The sequence below is a fragment of the Bradyrhizobium hipponense genome (assembly GCF_008123965.1).
GTDB lineage: Bacteria > Pseudomonadota > Alphaproteobacteria > Rhizobiales > Xanthobacteraceae > Bradyrhizobium > Bradyrhizobium hipponense.
Window position 1 is genome coordinate 60761 of the sequence record NZ_VSTH01000056.1, and the last position, 17762, is coordinate 78522.

The 17762-nt window shown below is 64.1% G+C and carries 17 protein-coding genes; 8 read left to right on the top strand and 9 right to left on the bottom strand.

The features are described 5' to 3' along the window. Positions 1 to 127 precede the first annotated feature (127 nt). The gene (locus tag FXV83_RS18270; RefSeq protein ID WP_148740786.1) at positions 128 to 1384 is read right to left on the bottom strand and encodes an aspartate kinase; all 1257 of its coding nucleotides are present in this window, start codon (positions 1382 to 1384) and stop codon (positions 128 to 130) included. A gap of 149 nt (positions 1385 to 1533) precedes the next feature. On the opposite strand from FXV83_RS18270, the gene FXV83_RS18275 reads away from it, so the two are divergent. The 4 genes from FXV83_RS18275 (at position 1534) to FXV83_RS18290 (ending at position 4328) form a co-directional block, all read left to right on the top strand. Next, positions 1534 to 2001 carry a PH domain-containing protein gene (locus FXV83_RS18275; RefSeq protein ID WP_148740787.1) on the top strand — a complete coding sequence of 156 codons (468 nt, stop codon included), beginning with the start codon at positions 1534 to 1536 and terminating at the stop codon, positions 1999 to 2001. 14 nt (positions 2002 to 2015) lie between these two features. Further along, entirely contained in the window at positions 2016 to 2789 is a 774-nt protein-coding gene (gene ubiG, locus FXV83_RS18280) for a bifunctional 2-polyprenyl-6-hydroxyphenol methylase/3-demethylubiquinol 3-O-methyltransferase UbiG (protein ID WP_187435987.1), read from the top strand. Between the two features lie 118 nt (positions 2790 to 2907). Next, a complete protein-coding gene (locus FXV83_RS18285) occupies positions 2908 to 3174 on the top strand; it encodes a GIY-YIG nuclease family protein (protein WP_148740788.1) in 267 nt (88 codons plus the stop codon). Positions 3175 to 3428: 254 nt separating this feature from the next. Further along, positions 3429 to 4328, top strand: a complete 900-nt coding sequence (locus FXV83_RS18290) for an EamA family transporter (RefSeq protein WP_148740789.1) — start codon at positions 3429 to 3431, stop codon at positions 4326 to 4328. On the opposite strand, the gene FXV83_RS18295 is transcribed toward FXV83_RS18290, so the two are convergent. From FXV83_RS18295 to FXV83_RS18310, 4 genes are read right to left on the bottom strand one after another with little or no spacing between them, the layout of a single operon-like run. After that, complete coding sequence (locus tag FXV83_RS18295; RefSeq protein ID WP_148740790.1) at positions 4325 to 4807, bottom strand: DUF1178 family protein; 483 nt, start codon at positions 4805 to 4807, stop codon at positions 4325 to 4327. The genes FXV83_RS18290 and FXV83_RS18295 overlap by 4 nt on opposite strands. Continuing rightward, on the bottom strand, positions 4804 to 5709 hold the full coding sequence (locus tag FXV83_RS18300) for a carbon-nitrogen hydrolase family protein (RefSeq protein ID WP_148740791.1): 906 nt from the start codon (positions 5707 to 5709) through the stop codon (positions 4804 to 4806). Before FXV83_RS18300 ends, FXV83_RS18295 begins: the two co-directional genes overlap by 4 nt. Then, entirely contained in the window at positions 5706 to 5981 is a 276-nt protein-coding gene (gene grxC, locus FXV83_RS18305) for a glutaredoxin 3 (RefSeq protein WP_148740792.1), read from the bottom strand. The genes FXV83_RS18300 and grxC overlap by 4 nt, the downstream gene beginning before the upstream one ends. 47 nt (positions 5982 to 6028) lie before the next feature. Then, positions 6029 to 6826, bottom strand: a complete 798-nt coding sequence (locus FXV83_RS18310) for a ComF family protein (protein WP_148740829.1) — start codon at positions 6824 to 6826, stop codon at positions 6029 to 6031. A gap of 66 nt (positions 6827 to 6892) precedes the next feature. Here FXV83_RS18310 and FXV83_RS18315 point away from each other — a divergent pair, with 66 nt between their 5' ends. Beyond that, on the top strand, positions 6893 to 7753 hold the full coding sequence (locus FXV83_RS18315; protein ID WP_148740793.1) for a methyltransferase domain-containing protein: 861 nt from the start codon (positions 6893 to 6895) through the stop codon (positions 7751 to 7753). A 115-nt stretch (positions 7754 to 7868) separates the two neighbouring features. On the opposite strand, the gene FXV83_RS18320 is transcribed toward FXV83_RS18315, so the two are convergent. The 3 genes from FXV83_RS18320 to FXV83_RS18330 form a co-directional block, all read right to left on the bottom strand. Continuing rightward, positions 7869 to 8279 (bottom strand): (deoxy)nucleoside triphosphate pyrophosphohydrolase, encoded by a 411-nt coding sequence (locus FXV83_RS18320; protein ID WP_148740794.1) that lies wholly within the window; start codon positions 8277 to 8279, stop codon positions 7869 to 7871. 40 nt (positions 8280 to 8319) lie between these two features. Next, positions 8320 to 9561, bottom strand: coding sequence for a bifunctional glutamate N-acetyltransferase/amino-acid acetyltransferase ArgJ (argJ, locus tag FXV83_RS18325; RefSeq protein ID WP_148740795.1), 1242 nt, complete (start codon positions 9559 to 9561; stop codon positions 8320 to 8322). Positions 9562 to 9662: 101 nt separating this feature from the next. Next, positions 9663 to 10598 (bottom strand): peptidylprolyl isomerase, encoded by a 936-nt coding sequence (locus FXV83_RS18330; RefSeq protein ID WP_148740796.1) that lies wholly within the window; start codon positions 10596 to 10598, stop codon positions 9663 to 9665. A 350-nt stretch (positions 10599 to 10948) separates the two neighbouring features. On the opposite strand from FXV83_RS18330, the gene secA reads away from it, so the two are divergent. After that, positions 10949 to 13795, top strand: a complete 2847-nt coding sequence (secA, locus tag FXV83_RS18335; RefSeq protein WP_148740797.1) for a preprotein translocase subunit SecA — start codon at positions 10949 to 10951, stop codon at positions 13793 to 13795. A 395-nt stretch (positions 13796 to 14190) separates the two neighbouring features. On the opposite strand, the gene FXV83_RS18340 is transcribed toward secA, so the two are convergent. Beyond that, positions 14191 to 14634 (bottom strand): MarR family winged helix-turn-helix transcriptional regulator, encoded by a 444-nt coding sequence (locus tag FXV83_RS18340; protein WP_148740798.1) that lies wholly within the window; start codon positions 14632 to 14634, stop codon positions 14191 to 14193. A gap of 179 nt (positions 14635 to 14813) precedes the next feature. Here FXV83_RS18340 and FXV83_RS18345 point away from each other — a divergent pair, with 179 nt between their 5' ends. After that, on the top strand, positions 14814 to 16001 hold the full coding sequence (locus FXV83_RS18345) for a substrate-binding domain-containing protein (RefSeq protein ID WP_187435988.1): 1188 nt from the start codon (positions 14814 to 14816) through the stop codon (positions 15999 to 16001). Positions 16002 to 16168: 167 nt separating this feature from the next. After that, positions 16169 to 17683, top strand: coding sequence for an amidase (locus FXV83_RS18350; RefSeq protein ID WP_148740800.1), 1515 nt, complete (start codon positions 16169 to 16171; stop codon positions 17681 to 17683). Positions 17684 to 17762 lie beyond the last annotated feature (79 nt).

A 17762-nucleotide genomic window follows, 5' to 3' on the forward strand; every position in this document is an offset into this window, starting at 1 on the left:
CAGTTTCTGGCAGCCCACCCTGTCCGCCGTATAGCGAATTGAGGCTTGTTTTGCCAAGCAAAACGCCTGCCAGACGCGAATGTGTGTACACCTTCGCGTTTGCTGCGACCGCTAAGAGAAAATTCGTCTAAGTCTGATCGAGGCCGTAGAGTGTGTGCAGGGTGCGCACCGCAAGCTCGGTATAGGCGGTGTCGATCAGAACCGAGAATTTGATCTCGGAGGTTGTAATGGCCCGGATGTTGATATTCCGTCGGGCGAGGGCCGAGAACGCCTGGGCGGCGACGCCGGCATGGCTGCGCATGCCGCTGCCGATCACCGAGATCTTGGCGACGTCAGTGGCGGTGTCGAGCCGCGCATAGCCGATCTGGCCCTTGGCCGCGGTGATCGTCTCCTTGGCCCGGGTGTAGTCGGCGGCCGGCACCGTAAAGGTGAGATCGGTGGTCTTGCCGTCCTCGGAGACGTTCTGCACGATCATGTCGACGTTGATGTTGGCGTCGGCCAGCGGGCCGAAGATCGACGCCGCGACGCCGGGCTTGTCCTCGATCTGGCGCACCGAGATCTGGGCCTCGTCCTTCGAAAAGGCGATGCCGGTGACGACGTGGCTTTCCATGATCTCCTCCTCGCTGCAGATCAGCGTGCCGGGCGGCTGGTTGGCATGCGGGTCGATATCCTCGGGCTTATCGAAGCTGGAGCGGACGAAGATCGGCATATTGTAGACCATGCCGAGTTCCACCGAGCGGACCTGGAGCACTTTTGCGCCCTGGGAAGCCAGTTCCAGCATGTCTTCGAACGCGATCTTGTCGAGCCGGCGCGCCTTCGGCACGATTCGCGGGTCGGTAGTGTAGACCCCATCGACGTCGGTGTAGATGTCGCAGCGGTCCGCCTTGACGGCGGCGGCGATCGCGACCGCCGACGTGTCGGAGCCGCCGCGGCCGAGCGTGGTAATGCGGCCGGTCGCGGGGCTGATGCCCTGGAAGCCGGCGATGACCGCGACCTCCTTCCGCTCCTTGAAGCGGCTGATGATCTCGCTACCGTCGATGTCCTCGATCCGGGCCGAGGCATGGGCGTCGCTGGTCTTGATCGGGATCTGCCAGCCCTGCCAGGACCGGGCCTGGATGCCCATGCCCTGGAGCGCGATGGCGAGCAGGCCGGAGGTGACCTGTTCTCCAGAGGCGACCACGGCATCATATTCGCGCGCGTCGTGCATGGGCGAGGCCTCGCTGCACCACGCCACCAGCTCGTTGGTCTTGCCGGACATCGCGGAGACGACCACGGCCACCTCGTGGCCAGCGTCGACCTCACGCTTCACATGGCGCGCGACGTTGCGGATACGTTCGATATTGGCGACGGATGTGCCGCCGAATTTCATCACGAGGCGGCTCATGACGACGCGTGCATTCCCTTATAAGGATAAGTATGGTGACCCGCGCGAGACGGGCCCGCGGATGCCGACCGCGCGTATACATAGCGACGGGGCCGGGGGCAAGCGGGTCCTGCGGCCTCGGAGACGGGGGTAATGGGTTAATCGAGATTATGGCGCGCTATATCGACGAGATCCTCCAGCCGGGCGAGCGGGTACTGTATTCGACCAATGCGCACTGGATCTTCTATTTTCCTGCCATTCTGGCCTGGATCGCAGCCCTCATCCTGTTCATCCTGTCCCGGCAAACCATCGTCGAGGGGCTCGTGCTGTTGTGTCTCGTCGCCTCCGGCCTGGCGGCGCTGGCAGCGCTCTACTGGACCGTGAGGGGCTGGTTCCACCGCTTCACCACCGAGACCGACGTCACCAATTTGCGGGTCGTGCACAAGACCGGCTTCATCAAGCGCCGCACCTTCGAGATGGCGCTGGACAAGGTTGAGAGCGTCGACGTCAACCAGACGATCCTTGGACGTATTCTCAACTATGGCGACGTGACCATTCGCGGCGTCGGCGAAGGGATCGAGACGATCAAGACCATCGCCTCGCCGCTCGCCTTCCGCAGTTCGATCACCACGCGGTAGGACCGCGCGTAACCATGAGCATGCAGCAAGATACTTCCGTAACCGCAGCCCCCCAGCCGGGCTCGACCGTCGACGCCGCCGAGATCGCGAAGTTCTCAAAACTCTCGGCGGAGTGGTGGGACCCCAAGGGCAAGATGGCGCCGCTGCACCGGATCAATCCGCTGCGGCTCGGCTACATCCGCGATGCCGCCTGCCGCAAGTTCGAGCGCAATGTGCGCAGCCTCAACTGCCTTGGCGGCCTGCGCGTGCTGGACATCGGCTGCGGCGCCGGCCTGCTCTGCGAGCCGCTGTCGCGGCTGGGCGCGCAGGTCATTGGCATCGATCCGTCCCAGAGCAACATCGCCGCCGCCAAGCTGCACGCCGACAAGGGCCACCTTGCGATCGACTATCGCTGCACCACGGTCGAGGAAGTCGACCCGCGCCAGCGCTTCGACGTCGTGCTGGCAATGGAGGTGGTCGAGCACGTCACCGACGTCGGCATGTTCCTGAAGCACTGCGCGGCGCTGCTGAAGCCGAACGGCCTGATGGTGGTCTCGACGCTGAACCGAAACTGGAAGAGTTTTGCGCTTGCCATCGTCGGCGCCGAATACGTCCTGCGCTGGCTGCCGCGCGGCACCCACGAGTGGAACAAGTTCGTTACCCCCGACGAGTTGACGAAATACCTGCTCGACAATCGCCTCGTCATCACCGAGCAGACCGGCGTCGTCTACAGCCCCTTCGCCGACAAGTGGACGCTCTCCTCTGATATGGACGTGAACTACATGGTCGTGGCGGAAGGGATGGTGTGATGTGAGTGGGGCGCGAACCGCTTCAGCAAGAACGGTGTCGTCCCTGCGCACGCAGGGACCCATAACCACCGGGCGTCGTAATTAGCGGAACGGGCATTCCGAGCATGTACTTCGTTACATCCTCGCCAGCCGGCGTCATGGGACGCTCTACATCGGGATAACCAACTCGCTCCAGAAGCGCCTAGAAGAGCATCGGAACGGCAAGGGCTCCAAATTTGTGAAGCGTTATGGGGTACACCGCCTCGTCTACACCGAAACCTACGAGCGCGCGGACGAAGCGATTGCGCGTGAAAAGCAGCTCAAACGCTGGAAGCGCGACTGGAAGATCGAACTGATCGAGCGCGATAACCCCGAGTGGCGGGATTTGAGCGATTTGCTGGTTTGATGCTGCCAAGCAACAGCTGTCGTCCCTGCGAACGCAGGGACCCATAACCCCAGGGAGGAGTTTTGGGAAGGCTGCTAGCCCGCGCTTCTAACACCATCCGCCCCCGATGGATTCCGCGGTATGGGTCCCTGCGTTCGCAGGGACGACAGTGGAGTTTGTGGCACGGGCATCGCTCCCATGACGTCCGTGAGGTTGACCACGTGGGCTGCAGCTTGCAGGTTGACCCGATCTTTCCTGCATAAGCCACTCCACCCATGCTCACCGTCGCCAGCCTCTGGATTCCCTTCACGATCGTCGCCGCGCTCGGGCAGGTCGCGCGCAATGCAATGCAGCGGTCGCTGACCAAGCCGCTGGGGACCTGGGGCGCGACCAATATTCGCTTCCTGTTCGGCTTCCCGTTCTCGGTGCTGTTCTTAGGCGTCGTGCTGGTCGTCTCCGGCGATCATCTCGGCATGCCGCCGTCGGTGTTCTGGCCCTGGCTGCTGCTTGGCGCGCTCAGCCAGATCGTTGCCACCGGCTTGATGCTGCTGGCGATGAACGACCGCTCCTTCGTGGTGACGACCGCGTATCTGAAAACCGAGGCGATCCAGACTGCGATCTTCGGCTTCGTCTTCCTCGGCGATCACCTGACCTGGCTGAAGGTGCTGGCGATCGTGATCGCCACCGTCGGTGTCGTCATCACCGCGCTGCGGCCTGGCGGCGAGAAGAGCTTTGCCGAATTGAAGCCGACTATCACCGGCCTCGTCGCCGCCGCGGCGTTCGCCTTGTCCGCGGTCGGCTTTCGCGGCGCCATCATCAACGTGCCGGGCGTCTCGTTCGTGACGGCCGCGTCGTTCACGCTGGTGCTCGGCCTGTTCGTGCAGACGCTGATCCTGACGGTCTACTTGCTCTGGCGTGCGCCAAAGGTGCTCCAGGCGATTTTGGTCTTGTGGAAGCCGTCGCTGCTCGCCGGCTTCATGGGCGCGTTCGCCTCGCAGTTCTGGTTCCTGGCCTTCGCGCTGACGGCGGCCGCCAATGTCCGCACGCTCGCACTGATCGAGGTTCTGTTTGCGCAAGGCGTCGCCTACTACTCGTTCAAGCAGCCGATCGCGCCGCGTGAGCTTGCAGGCATCGCGCTGATTGTGATCGGCGTGGCGGTGCTGGTGGGAGTCTAGTTCCGGTCTTCCGGCAGCGTCGGCAGCGGCGAGACCTCGATGCCTTCCTCGATCAGCGATTTGGCCTCGTCGGGCGAGGCCTCGCCGTAGATCGGGCGGTGCTCCTTGTCGCCGTAATGCATCGCGCGGGCTTCGTTCGCAAAACGCTCGCCGACATTGTCGGCGTTCTTGACGATGTGATCGCGCAGTTCCTTCAGCTTGGCGCGCAGCTCGCGCTCCTGCGCCATCAGCAGCGATGTCGGTCCGGAGGGTGCAGCCTCGGGCGCTGTCGCGGCGGCCGGCTCCGGCGGCGGCGTGGCGCGTCCGCGTCCCTTCTTGCCGACGATGCGTGGGGCCATGATCGCCTTGTCGACCTTGGCCGAGCCGCAGGCCGGGCAGGTCACAAGCTTGCGCTTCACCTGCGAATCGTACGCGGACGAGCTCTGGAACCAGCTTTCGAATGCGTGGCCCCGATCGCAGTGGAGCGCGTAGCGGATCATGCCGATCCCCGCACGAGATGCAGGTGGTCGGGGCCTGCTTTGGGGTCGGTGACGCCGAAGCGGCGGCCGTGCTGAAGCGACGGGATCGCCCTCCGCGCCGTCTCGATCTTGGCGGGGTCGATCTTCGCCATGATGATGCCGGGCTCGACGCCGCCCTCGGCGAGAATCTCGCCCCAGGGATCGACGATCAGCGAATGACCATAGGTCTCGCGCTTGTTCTCGTGCAGGCCCGCTTGCGCGGCGGCAAAGATGAAGCAGCCGGTCTCGATCGCGCGCGAACGCAGCAGCACGTGCCAGTGCGCTTCGCCGGTCTTGCGAGTGAACGCGGACGGCACCGTGATGAAGGACGCGCCGCTCTCGGCGAGCGCGCGATAGAGCGCGGGGAAGCGCACGTCGTAGCAGATCGTCAGCCCGATGCGGCCCCAGGGCAGGTCGGAGATTACGGCGGTCTCGCCCGGTTGGTAATTGGCGGATTCGCGGTAGCTCTCGCCGTCCGGCAGCTCGATGTCGAACATGTGGATCTTGTCGTAGCTCGCGAGCACATTGCCCTCGGGCCCGATCAGGAAGGAGCGGTTGACCGCCTTCTCGGGCGAGAACCGCAGCGCGAGCGAGCCGACATGGATATGAATCTTTAGCTCTGCCGCGAGCGCGCGGTAGGCCTTCAGCGATGTGTCGTCTTGTTCGCTCTGGAGGTGCTCGAACAGCGCCTTTCGATTCAGCTGCATCATGTTGCTGACTTCGGGCGTCTGCACGTAGTCGGCACCGTTCGCCGCCGCTTGCCGGATCAACTTCGTTGCCTGATCGAGGCTCGGCTCAGGCATCAGGCCGGTGCGCATCTGCACCATGGCGGCGGTGAAGCTACGATCGTTGGCTTGATGTTCCTTCGCTTGATCCTGGCTCATGAGACGGCCTTGATGCTTTCGAGCATCCCGTCGAGCTTGCCGTCGCGGTCGAGCGCGTAGAGGTCATCGCAGCCGCCGACATGGGTTCCGCCGATCCAGATCTGCGGGAAGGTCGCGCCGTCGCCGGCACGATCGTACATCGCGTCGCGCCAGGACGAGTTCTTGGTGACGTCGAATTCCGTGAAGGCCGCCTTCTTGCGGGTCAGCAGAGACCGGGCAGCGGAACAATAGCCGCAGCCCGGCCTCGTGTAGATCTCGATAGCAGCAGTCATGGCGTCCAGCGCTTTCTTATCAGGAATTCATTGAATTATATGGGACTTCACCGGCTTTCGACAACCCGGGCGAACACTAGCACGTCCACCTGGGCCGCCTTGGCGCGGAGCAAGGCCCGTGCGCAGGCATCCAGCGTCGCGCCTGACGTCAGGACGTCGTCGATCAGCACGATTCGGCGGCCTTGAACCTCGGCCTGACGGTCGGGGGATACCTGGAATGCGCCCTGTACATTGGTGGCGCGCTGGGCACGCGACAGGCCGATCTGCTGCTCGGTGGCGCGCACCCGGCGCAGCACCTCGCCCCGCACTCTGACGCCGCTCTGACGCTCAATCACGCGCGCCAGCGCCCCGGACTGGTTGTAGCGGCGCCGCCAGGCCCGTCGCCAATGCAGGGGAACAGGGACCAGCATGTCGGCTCCAGCGAGCAACTCGCCGCCGGCGCGCGCCATCCAGCGACCCATGGCAGGGGCCAGATCAGTGCGGTCCTGGTATTTCAGCGCATGCACCAGCGTGCGCGCGACGTCGTCATAGCGCACAGCCGCGCGCGCCCGCTGGTAGGCCGGCGGGCTCGCAATTGCCTCCATCGACAGCATGTCGGGGCCGGGATCATAGACGAAGGGGATGCCGAGCCGCGGGCAGTACGGCCGTTCGATGAACGACAGCCGCGCCCAGCACCCCGCGCACACGCCTTCACCATCGACCGGTTCGCGGCAGGACACGCACAGCGTCGGCAGCGCAACGTCGAGCGCGAGCCTTGCCGCGCGCGCCAGCACGTGGCGCCCGGCTGCCCATGCGGCACGCAGCGGTGCGGAGATGGAACGGGAGGGGGCAGTATCGGCTTCCATGGAGGGAGAGGCTAGCTCCGCGCGCACCGGATTGCCAGAACCGTCGAGATCGGCGTAACCAGCGGCATGGCCCATGACTCGCAAAGTCACTCGCAAAATCCGCCCGTCCTGTTCGATCGCGCCTTGCTGCACGCGCGGCAGCGCCGCGCGCAGGCCCAAGGTGCGGCGAGCTTTCTGCTCGATCGCGTCGCTGAGGATATGTCCGAGCGGCTGGCCGCGGTGATGCGCGAATTTGGCGCGGCGGCCGATCTCTGGACGCCTGGCGAGGGTCTCGCAGCGTTACGCACAGAGCTGCCGTCACTTCAGCGGATCGCTCTTGATGCTGCGGGTTCGGAGAAGCTGCCCTTCGCAGCCGACAGCCTCGATCTCGTCGTCTCGGCGCTGGCGCTGCAATTCGTCAACGACCTGCCGGGCGTGCTGGCGCAAATCCGCCGTGCGCTGAAGCCGGACGGGCTGCTGCTGGCGGCGATGATCGGCGGCGACAGCCTCACCGAGCTGCGCCAGGCCTTTGCCGCCGCGGAAGCCGAATGCGAGGGCGGCGTGTCGCCGCGTGTTGCGCCATTCGCTGACTTGCGCGACATCGGCGCGCTATTGCAGCGGGCGGGCTTTGCGCTGCCGGTCACCGACGTCGATCGCGTCGTGGTCCGCTACGCCAATGTGTTCGCGCTGATGCAGGATATCCGCCGCATGGGCGCGGCCAATGTGCTGATCGAGCGGCGCCGCACGCCGAGCCGGCGCGCGACGCTGTTGCGCTTGGCTGAAATCTATGCCGAGCGCTTTGCCGACGCCGACGGCCGCATCCGCGCGACGTTCGACATCATCTGGCTCTCCGGCTGGGCGCCGCATGCAAGCCAGCAGCAGCCGCTCAAGCCTGGTTCGGCGAAGGCCAGCCTGGCGGAGGCGGTGAAGAAGTTGAGGAAAGAGTGACGTGTCCCGGACGCGCTGCAGCGTTCTTACGCTGCTGCGCAGAGCCGGGACCCAGTTCGTGGCTTCTGGGCCCCGGCTCGGCAGCGCTACGCGCTGCGTCCGGGGCACGCGGAGCTCACATCAGCAAATCAATCAAATGCGGGATCAGCGGAATGTCCGCGGGCGGCATTGGATAGTCGCGCAGCTTGTTGGCGCGGACCCAGGCGAGGCTCTGGCCTTCGCGCGCCGTAACCAGGCCTTCCCAGCGACGGCAGACGTAGAGCGGCATCAACAGATGGAAGGTTTCGTAGGCGTAGCTCGCAAAGGTCAACGGCGCCAGGCAGGGTTCGGCGACGGTGATGCCGAGCTCCTCGGCGAGCTCCCGGATCAGGCTTTGCTCCGGCCGCTCGCCGGGCTCGAGCTTGCCGCCGGGAAATTCCCAGAGGCCGGCGAGCGTCTTGCCCTCGGGGCGCTGCGCGATCAGGACGCGCTTGTCGGCGTCTACAAGCGCGCACGCCACCACCAGTGTCAGTTTGATGTCGGTCATCGCTAAGAAGGGCTGCCCGCGTTGGATTGAGAGAGAGGACTTACGACCTGTAGTCCCCGTTGATCGCGACATATTCCTTGGTGAGGTCGCAGGTCAGCACGCGGTCGCGGCCCTTGCCGAGGCCGAGCGAGACCTTGATCGCGATCTCCGGCGCCTTCATCGCTTCCGATACCTGCAGCTCGTCATACGACGGATCGCGCGCGCCGCTCTTGGCGACGCGGATGCCGTTGAAGGAAATCGAGAGCTTGTCGCGGTCGGCGGGCTCGCCGGCCTTGCCGACCGCCATCACGACGCGGCCCCAATTGGCGTCCTCGCCCGCGATTGCGGTCTTGACCAGCGGCGAGTTTGCGATCGACATCGCGATCTTGCGCGCCGATGCCTTGGTCTTGGCGCCTTCGACCGTGATCTCGACCAGCTTGCGTGCGCCTTCGCCGTCGCGCGCCACCTGCTCGGCGAGATCAGCGAGCACGCCGTAAAAGGCTTTGGTAAAAGCCTTCAGGCGCGGATCGCTGGCGCGGCTGATCTTCGGCGCGCCGTGATCGGCTGCTGCCCCCGTCGCGAAAGCCAGCAGCGTGTCCGAGGTCGAGGTGTCGCCGTCGATGGTGACAGCGTTGAACGTATCCTCGACGCCGCGCTTGAGCAGGGCTTGCAGCGCGGCCGGCGCGATCGGCGCGTCGGTGAAGATGAAAGACAGCATGGTTGCCATGTCCGGGGCGATCATGCCGGCGCCCTTGGCCATGCCGTTGATGGTGACCCTGGCCTTGCCGAGCTTGACGGTCGCGGTCGCGACCTTCGGGAAGGTGTCGGTGGTCATGATTGCCTTGGCCGCGTCGAGCCAGCTCGCGGGCTCCGCGCTCTCGGCCAGGCGTCCGAGCACGCCGTCGAACTTGGTCGCGTCGAGCGGCTCGCCGATCACGCCGGTGGAGGCGAGGAAGATCTCGCTCTCGCTGCATCCGACCGCCTTGGCCGCGATCTTCGCGGTCAGCGCGGTGGAGGCCCGGCCGGTCTTGCCGGTGAAGGCATTGGCATTGCCGGAATTGACCACCAGCGCCTGCGCCTTGCCGCTCTTCAGCTTGGCGCGGCACCATTCCACCGGCGCAGACGGGCATTTCGACTTGGTGAAGACGCCCGCGACCGCGGTGCCCTTGTCCATGACCGCGAGCAGAACGTCGGTGCGGTTCTTGTAGCGGATGCCCGCCTCGGCCGTCGCGAGCCTGACGCCCGCGATCACGGGCATGTCGGGAACGTGTTTCGGGGCGAGCGGGGAGACGGTTGAGGACATAGCGAGGCGCCTTGATGGGATCTGGATATGCAGATGGCCGGGCAAAGCCCGGCCATTGCGACGTTAGATACTATTGGCGTCCGCGAAGTGACAGCGAATTCTTACTTCTTCGCCGGCGGCGCCATCTTGTTGTCTGACGGCTTGGCATCGGAAGGCTTAGCCGCGTCGGCCGGCTTGGTGTCGGTCTTCGCCGCATCCGCCGGCTGGTCCATCCGCTCGACCTTGGCTTCGGCGCGCAGCTTGGCGACATAATCGGCCTGGGCCTTGCGGGTCACGTACTGCTCGATCTGGGGCCTGACCTGGGCGAAGTCCGGCGCCTTGCGGCTGCGCTTTTCCTCGACCTTGATGATGTGCCAGCCGAACTGCGACTTCACGGGATCGGAGATCTTGCCCGGTTCGAGCGCGAAGGCCACGGTGGAGAATTCCGGCACCATCTGCTCCTTGGTGAAGAAGCCGAGGTCGCCGCCGTCGGCGGAGCCCGGATCCTTGGACTTCTTCTTCGCGAGCTCGGCGAAATCGGCGCCCTTGTCGAGCTCGGCCTTCACCGCCTTGGCCTCGTCCTCGGTCTCGACCAGGATGTGGCGGGCGCGCACTTCCTGCTCGCCGGTGATCTGCTTGGAGGCCTCCTCATAGACCTTCTTCATGGAATCGTCGGTGGTCGCCGCCTTGCCTTCGCTGGCGAGCAGGCCGTCCATCAGGAGGCGGTTGCGGGCGAACGCCAGGCGCTTCTTGAATTCATCGCTATCGCCGATCTTCTTGTCCTCGGCGGCCTTGGCAACGATCTTCATGTCGATCAGGAACGAAAGGACGTTCTCGTCCTTGGTCGCCGGATCCATCTGGGCGAGGCTCGGCCCGAGTTCCTCTTCGGCCAGTGCGACGTCGCTCTTCTTAATGTCCAAGCCATTGACCTTCGCCAGGACCGGGTCGTCGGCAGCCCGGCCGGGACCCGCGATCAGCGCCAGCGCAAGGCAGCCCACAAGGGCGGTGGCGAGGCCGAAGCGCAGGCCGGTTTTCGTTACCGGGAACGAGGTGGTCATGCAAAATCCTTTGTTGAAGCTGGGGGCTGCTTGAGCGGGGCGGACACTCGCCCAATCAAGGAGGCTTGGCAACGCGAAAAGTCTGTCAAAATGATGAATTAGCCGCAATGCGGCCGCCGTTGACAAGGCCCTGACCGGGCCATATCTCTGCGCGGTCGCGTCCATGGCGATGGCGTTTATTTTGCTGCGTTTTTGGCCGTTGAACCCGGACTTGCTCAATTCCCACCCATATGGCGGATGCCCCTTGCAGGCCGGCTAGTGGCACCACGGGCGTCACGGTGAGTTGATGGGCAAGCGGGTGACAACCTCTTGGCTGCAATGCGGTTAAATCGCGAACACAGGAACTAGGCATGATCGGCGCGCTCGCCCGCAAGTTTTTCGGCTCCGCCAACGACCGGCGGGTGAAGGGATATCAGTCCCGCGTCAACGCGATCAATGCGCTGGAACCCGAACTCACCAAACTGTCGGACGAGGCGCTCAAGGCCCGCACCGCAGAGTTCAGGAAGCAGCTCGCCGAGGGCAAGACGCTGGACGATCTGCTGGTGCCGGCCTTCGCCACCGTGCGCGAGGCCGCCAAGCGCACGCTGGGCCAGCGCCATTTCGACGTCCAGCTGATCGGCGGCATGGTGCTGCACGAGGGCGACATCGCCGAGATGAAGACCGGCGAAGGCAAGACGCTTGTTGCGACGCTGGCGGTCTATCTCAACGCGCTTGCGGGCAAGGGCATCCACGTCGTCACCGTCAACGATTATCTCGCCCGCCGCGACTCCGCCTGGATGGGCCAGATCTACAGCTTCCTCGGCATGACCACGGGCGTGATCGTCCACGGCCTGGATGATTCCGAGCGCAAGGCGGCCTATGCCTGCGACATCACCTACGGCACCAACAACGAATACGGCTTCGATTATCTGCGCGACAACATGAAGTACCGGCTCGAGGACATGGTCCAGCGGCCGCACTTCTACGCGATCGTCGACGAAGTCGACTCCATCCTGATCGACGAAGCGCGTACGCCGCTGATCATCTCCGGCCCGCTCGACGACCGTTCCGACTTCTACAACACCATCGACGGCTTCCTGCCCAAGCTCGACAAGACCGATTACGAGGTCGACGAGAAGCAGCGCACGGTGACGCTGACCGAAGCAGGCATGGAGAAGATCGAGACGCTGCTGCGCGACGCCGGCCAGCTCAAGGGCGAGTCGCTCTACGACGTCGAGAACGTCTCCGTCGTGCACCACATCAACCAGGCGCTGCGCGCCCACACGCTGTTCACGCGCGACAAGGACTACATCGTCCGCGACGACGAGGTCATCATCATCGACGAGTTCACCGGACGCATGATGCAGGGCCGCCGCTATTCCGAAGGACTGCATCAGGCGCTGGAAGCCAAGGAGCATGTGCAGGTTCAGCCGGAAAACCAGACGCTGGCCTCGATCACCTTCCAGAACTATTTCCGGATGTATGAAAAGCTCGCCGGCATGACCGGCACGGCGTTGACCGAAGCCGACGAACTGTTCGACATCTACAAGCTCGAGGTCGTGGAGATCCCGACCAACGTGCCGGTAGGCCGCCTGGACGAGGACGACGAGGTCTATCGCACCCAGAAGGAAAAATACGGCGCGATCCTCGCCGAGATCGAGCGCGCCAATGCGCGGCTCCAGCCGGTGCTGGTCGGCACCGCGTCGATCGAGAAGTCGGAAGTGCTCGCCGAATTCCTCAAATCGAACGGCTACAAGCAGATCGATTTCGGCAAGGAGAACGCGCTCGACAAGCTCTACGCCGCGGCCCGTGCCGGCAAACCGGCAAAACTGTTCGCGGTGCTGAACGCGCGCTTCCACGAGCAGGAAGCCTATATCGTCGCCGAAGCCGGCGTGCCCGGCGCGATCACGATCGCGACCAACATGGCCGGCCGCGGCACCGACATCAAGCTCGGCGGCTCGCTCGAGATGCGCATTCCGAAGGAGACTGCGGGCATCGAGGACGAAGCCGAGAAGGCGAAGAAGATCGAGCAGATCAAGGCCGACGTCGAGCGCTTCCGCGACATCGTGCTCAAGGCTGAAGAGACCGTCGAGATCGAGCCGGCCAAGGGCTCAAAGCCCGCCAAGACCGTGACGAAGCCGGGCGGCCTCTACATCATGGGCTCGGAGCGTCACGAATCCCGCCGCATCGACAATCAGCTCCGCGGCCGCTCCGGCCGCCAGGGCGACCCCGGCCGCTCAAAGTTCTTTCTGTCGCTGGAAGACGATCTGATGCGCATCTTCGGCTCGGATCGCCTCGACAGCATGCTGCAGCGTCTCGGCCTGCAGGAGGGCGAGGCGATCATCCATCCCTGGATCAACAAGGCGCTGGAGAAGGCGCAGCAGAAGGTCGAAGCCCGCAACTTCGACATCCGCAAGAACCTGCTCAAGTTCGATAACGTCCAGAACGATCAGCGCAAGGTGATCTTCGACCAGCGCGTCGAGCTGATGAAAGACGAGAGCGTCGCCGAAACGGTCGGCGACATGCGCCACGCCTTCATCGACGACCTCGTCGCCAAGCACGTGCCCGAACACGCCTATGCCGAGCAGTGGGACGTCGCGGGCCTGAAAGAAGAGCTCAAGCGCGTGCTCGATCTCGACCTCCCGGTCGATGACTGGGCCAAGGAAGAGGGCATCGCCGACGAGGAGCTGCTGACGCGCATCGAGACCCGCGCCGACGAGCACATGGCGGCCAAGGTCGCGCAATGGGGTCCCGACGTGATGCGTTACGTCGAGAAGACCATTCTGCTGCAGACGCTCGACCATCTCTGGCGCGAGCATCTGATCATGCTCGACCATCTGCGCCAGGTCATCGGCCTGCGCGGTTACGGCCAGCGCGATCCGTTGCAGGAGTACAAGACCGAGGCCTTCAACCTCTTCCAGGAGATGAGCGCCCACTTGCGCGAGGCCGTCACCGCGCAGCTGATGCGGGTCGAGATCATCCCGCCGGAGCAAGAAGCGCCGGTGCTGCCCGCGATGGAAGCCCACAAGTTCGACCCGAACACCGGCGAGGACGAGATGGCGCTTGCCAGCGTCACGCTCGGAGCGCAGGCGAATGCAGTGTCCGCCGCCCAGCGCGATCCGAAGAACCCCGCCAGCTGGGGCAAGATCGGCCGCAACGAGGACTGCCCCTGCGGCTCAGGCAAGAAGTACAAACACTGCCACGGGCGGTACGCGTAAGGCTCGAATGTATTGTGAGGCGCGAAACTCGCGCCTCACTCTCCCCTGTCGTCGCCCGGCTTGACCGGGCGACCCAGTACGCCGCGGCCTCTCGGCTCAATCACTTAAGTCTCTGGAATACTGGATCGCCCGATTAAATCGGGCGATGACAGTGAGTATGTGGGAGCAGCTCCCGCCACATCGTCTTCCCGGCGAAGGCCGGGACCCATACCGCGGAATCTATCGGTTGCGCGCGGTCGTCGTGACGCGCGAAGACGCAACTAACTGTCCTCGCCAAACCCAATCCTGTGGCTATGGGTCCCGGCCTTCGCCGGGACGACAGCGTTTGTTGGGCTGATGGCGTCCCAACTCACTCTGCTGTCGAGGACGACGGTGACGTTGAGCTGCGCCACCATTCAATTCGAGCTGTCGATCAGGCTCTCCAAGAGCCGCTTCAATTCGCTCGTCGACTTGTCGCCGTAGCTCTCCAGGATGTGTTCCTCCTGGTCCACTGCGAGCGAGTTGAGCTTCCTGCACAGCACCTTGCCGCGGTCGGAGATGAACATCAGCACCTTGCGGCGGTCGTTCGGGTCCTGCACGCGATAGACCAGCGTGTCGGAGACCATGCGATCGATCATCTTGGTCAGCGTCGGATGGTTGAGCAGCACAGCGCCCGCAAGCTCGCCCATCGAATGGCCGTTGCCGTCCGACAGGACTTTCAGGATACGCCACTGCTCGACGGGAACCCCTTCCTTGCTCAATCGCAGTTCCAGCTGCCGGTTGATCTCCCGGTTGGCTTGCGCGAGCAAATAAGCGAGGTGTTCGGTGATCGGGGAGTTTTCTTTCGACGGTTTTGCCACGGCTAAGACTTCGTCTTGACCCAATTGAGTGAATGTCTTGCAATCAATGCTGCATCTATATGCACTTCAATTCTTGAATATTCAATATTTTCAAAATAGGATGTTTGCCTAACAAAAGGGCGGAAGCCGCGGCCGCCTGCTGAATGTGCTTTCAAGTCTGGTCCCAGACAGGAGTTGGCGTGCGCGCGACGGTAAATTTCCCGGCTCACGGCGGCCCGGCGTTGCCGCCGTCTTTGCTGTTCAGGAATCTGTCGTCGCCCGCGGCCGACTTCGACCTGTCTCCGGTCGACGCACATTTCTTCAAGCGCCCCGGCGCGCGCAACAAGCTGCGCATAGGCGGCTTTATTTGCTGCACCGGCTCGCCCGGCGTCTGGGGCCCGTGCGCGACAAGCAGTGCGCAGCTCGCGGTGGCCGAGATCAACAAGCGCGGCGGCGTCCTCGGACGCGAGATCGAGCTTTCGGTCTACGACGCCGGCGGCCCGCTCGACGAGATCCTGACCCGCGCCGAGCAGGCGATCGCGTTCGATGAGGTCGATCTCATCGTCGGGCTGCATACCAGCGCGGTGCGCGTGGCGCTGCGCAAGGTCACCACGCGCCACCGCATTCCCTATATCTACACGCCCGTGTACGAGGGCGGCGAGCAAACCCCGGGCGTCATGGCGATCGGCGAGACACCGCGCTGGCAGAGCCGCCCCTCGATCCACTGGCTGGCTGACGTCAAGAAGGCGGCGCGCTGGTATCTGATTGGCAGCGATTACGTCTGGCCCTGGCAGTCGCACCGCGCCGTGAAGCGCTACATCAAAGAGGCCGGTGGGCATGTCGTCGGCGAGGAGTTCGTTCCCCTCGGCGAAGACAACCATGAGCCGCATCTGGCGCGCATTCGCGCCGCCCGGCCGGACGTGGTGCTGATCTCGCTGATAGGCACCGACAGCATCACCTTCAATCGCGCATTCGGCGAATGCGGCCTCGCCGCGACGACGCTGCGGCTGGCCGGGGCGATGGACGAGACTGTGCTGCTCGGCATCGGCGCCGACAACAGCGAGAACCTGTTCTGCGCCTCCGGTTATTTCCCCGGCATTGGCTCGCGGGCCAACGATGACTTCCAAAGCCGCTATCGCCTGATGTTCGGGCCGAGCGGTCCCCCGATCGGCTCGCTCGGTCAATCCACCTATGAGGGAATGCGTTTCCTCGAAGCCGTGGCCAACAAGGCCGGTACGTTGGCGATGGGTCCGATGCTCGCGGCGGCGCGTAACATTGTGTATGGCGGCGCTCGTGGCCCGGTCAGCATTCGCAACGGTCACGCCCGGATGCCGATGTATCTCGCGGAGGCCGATGGCCTCGACTTCAGGCTGATCAAGCCGGTCTGACGCCGGCGCCGCGATCACGCACGCGCTTCGGATTCAAAATAATACTTGAAAAGGAAAATATTTCCGTCTGTAATATCGAGGCGAAGCCAGATGGCCCACCTTGTGCGGGCGGGCCATCAGGGCTTCCGTCCAAAAGCAGGGATCAAGAAGCCTCAAGGAGAGCGCCCGTGACAGTTGCCCTTCCCACGCCCACCCAGCTTCGCAGCGTCGCCGAGCAGTGCGGCCTTGCGCTGAGCGATGAAGACGTCGCCTCGTTCCGCGGCCTGATGCAGGGCTCGATCGAGGCCTACAATCTGGTCGGCGCGATGCCGGACGAAGTGCCGGAGGTCAAATATCCGCGCACGCCGGGTTATCGGCCATCGGCGGAGGAGAACCCGCGCAACGCCTGGTATCGCAAGTCGACCGTGAAGGGCGCCGCCAGCGGCAAGCTCAAAGGCAAGACCGTCGCGCTGAAAGACAACATCATGCTCGCCGGCGTGCCCATGATGAACGGTTCGGCGACGCTGGAAGGCTACGTGCCCGATTTCGATGCCACTGTCGTCACCCGCATACTGGACGCCGGCGGCGAAATCCTCGGCAAGACTCACTGTGAATCCTTCTGCATGTCCGGCGGCAGCCACACCGGGGCGGTCGGCCCGGTGCATAATCCCTACAAGATGGGCTATTCGGCCGGCGGCTCGTCCTCGGGAAGCGGCGTCGTCGTCGCGCTTGGCGAAGCCGACATGGCGATGGGCGGCGACCAGGGCGGCTCGATCCGAATGCCGTCCTCGTTCTGCGGCACCTATGGCATGAAGCCGACCTGGGGCCTTGTGCCCTATACCGGCATCATGCCGATTGAGATCTTTGTCGATCACACCGGCCCGATGACGGCCACCGTCGCCGACAACGCGCTAATGCTCGAAGTGCTCGCCGGCGATGACGGCTACGATCCCCGCATTAAGGCTCCGAAGCTCGAAGAATACACCAAGGCGCTCGGCCAAGGTGTAAAGGGCATGAAGATCGGCATCCTCAAGGAAGGCTTTGAGCAGGCGACCGCCGAAGCCGCCGTCAATGAAAGCGTGCGCGAGGCCGCCAAACGCTTCAAGGATCTCGGCGCCACGGTCGAGACCGTCTCGATCCCGATGCATCTCATGGGGCCCGCGATCTGGACGCCGATCGGCACCGAGGGCATGACCCAGACCATGATGTACGGCGACGGTTATGGCCTCAGCCGGTCCGACCTCTATTCGACCTCGCTGATGGATTTCCATCGTGGCTGGCGCCGGCAAGCGGACTCATTGTCCGAGACCACAAAACTGTTCCTGCTGCTCGGCACCTACATCAACAACAATTTTGGTCCGCGCTACTACGGCAAGGCGCTCAACATCTCCCGCCGCCTGACCGCCGCTTATGACAAGGCATTCGGCGAATATGACCTGCTGCTGCTGCCGACGACGCCGATGAAGGCGACAAAGCTGCCGGAACCGACCGCCAGCCGCGAGGACTACGTCGCCCGCGCGCTGGAGATGATCTCCAACACCGCGCCGTTCGACATCACCCATCATCCCGCGATGTCGTTGCCCTGCGGCATGATCGACGGCCTGCCCGTCGGCCTGATGCTGGTCGGCCGCATGTTCGAGGAATCCACGATCTATCGCGCCGCGCATGCCTTCGAGCAGGTCGGCGACTGGAAGAAGATGTGAGAGAGGCATTGATGCAGGCGATCGGAACACTAGAGCGTTTTCAAGCGAAGTGGAGACCGGTTCGCGTCAAGAAAACGCG